Annotated in this window: 2 protein-coding genes; both read right to left on the bottom strand. The window is 45.0% G+C overall.

Translation table 11 applies throughout. The annotated features are described in order from the left end of the window. Positions 1 to 406 precede the first annotated feature (406 nt). Positions 407 to 910, bottom strand: a complete 504-nt coding sequence (locus PX481_RS25295) for an NAD(P)H-quinone oxidoreductase subunit J (protein ID WP_002760978.1) — start codon at positions 908 to 910, stop codon at positions 407 to 409. Further along, positions 911 to 1,654, bottom strand: a complete 744-nt coding sequence (gene ndhK, locus PX481_RS25300; RefSeq protein ID WP_002760976.1) for a photosynthetic/respiratory NAD(P)H-quinone oxidoreductase subunit K — start codon at positions 1,652 to 1,654, stop codon at positions 911 to 913. Between the last annotated feature and the right edge of the window lies 1 nt (position 1,655).

A 1,655-nucleotide genomic window follows, 5' to 3' on the forward strand; every position in this document is an offset into this window, starting at 1 on the left:
CAAAAATCGGGCTAGAAATATCCTCTAACCCGATATTAAGTGAGTGGGTGGAATTAAATATAAGATGAACGTAGGTTGGGTTGAAGCATGAAACCCAACGCCTGATTATGTTACGCTACCGCTAACCCATCCTACAAATAATTTTGCCTCCCTACTTAGGGTCTGCTGAATAATGGTAAAACCCTTTTAAAATAAGGCTTTTGACCTGTTAAAATCCGATGTTAGTGCTAGAAAATCGGATTGGGCCCCTCAAAAACCTTGCATTATTCTCCTTATAGTACAAAATTAGTACGTAAAGAGAGGGCAACAAAGCCTGAAACGACCGGCTCCTGACGACCGGCTACTGACTCCTAACCCCACCAACAAACTTTTTCAGCAAACCCTACTTAGTGATTAAATTCTCGACTTAGTAAGCGTCCTGTAGTTCGTAGAATTCGGGAGAAACGTAGTCTTTGCGTAGAGGCCAACCGACCCAATCTTCCGGCATTAAAATCCGTTTCAGGTGGGGATGTCCTTCATAAATAATGCCGAACATATCATAACTTTCTCGTTCTTGCCAGTCAGCCGCTTTCCAAATCCAGTAAACCGAAGCAACCCGGGGATTATCTCGAGGAAGAAAGACTTTTAAGCGCACTTCCACGGGACTATCGACATTATCGGTTACTTTGACCAGATGATAGAAACTAACCAATTCTTTCCCTGGTCCCAAATCGTAAGCGCCCTGACATTGGAGATAATTAAAACCATAAGCGTATAAAGCAGTGGCCAGAGGAATTAAAAAGTCTGGTTCTACTTTAATCAATTCCACACCACTATGGTCAGCTTCTAAAGCTTGATGCTCAAAACCATTTTCGCTTAACCAAATCGAAGTGGGGCCAGCTTGCACAATAGCTGTCGTTTCTTCAGTCATTTAGATTTCTTCCTTTTGTTTCGTGGTCAAAAGAGCGGGGGGAACAGGCATACCAGTGGCTTCTAGTAACTCTTTCGGGGGTGCTTGACGGGTGGCCGATTGTAGATATTTACCTGTGAGAATCGGTTCTGTGGCCTGCATTTTGTGGGTGGTGCTGTAATAACGATTGGTTTGCTGGAGGACAGTCCCACGTTCTTGAATAGATTCGTTAGCGACTTTTTTCCGCAGTTTAATAATCGCGTCGATAATCGCTTCTGGACGGGGGGGACAACCGGGTATATAGACATCCACGGGGATAAGTTTATCTACCCCTCTGACTGCGGTGGTGGAGTCACTGCTGAACATTCCCCCCGTAATCGTACAGGCACCCATGGCGATCACATATTTAGGTTCTGGCATTTCTTCGTACAGACGCACCAAAGCGGGGGCCATTTTCATGGTGATTGTACCGGCAGTGATGATTAAATCGGCTTGCCGGGGACTAGAACGGGGAACTAAACCAAAGCGATCGAAATCAAAACGGGAACCAATCAAGGCTGCAAACTCGATAAAACAGCAAGCTGTACCGTATAGCATCGGCCAAAGACTTGACAAACGCGCCCAGTTATACAGGTCATCAACGGTGGTAAGGATGACATTTTCCGATAAATCCTGGGTAACTTTGGTGCGTTCGATGGGATTGAGGATTTTTTCGCTTTGTTGTTCGATAATTTGCTTAAATTCGCTGGTAGGGTTGGGACTCATC

The sequence above is a fragment of the Microcystis sp. M53603_WE2 genome (assembly GCF_030065435.1).

What these genes read in the sequence shown, in the direction of transcription:
- ndhK (WP_002760976.1), bottom strand. Translation starts at nt 1,654, where the DNA reads ATGAGTCCCAACCCTACCAGCGAATTTAAGCAAATTATCGAACAACAA.
- PX481_RS25295 (WP_002760978.1), bottom strand. Translation starts at nt 910, where the DNA reads ATGACTGAAGAAACGACAGCTATTGTGCAAGCTGGCCCCACTTCGATT.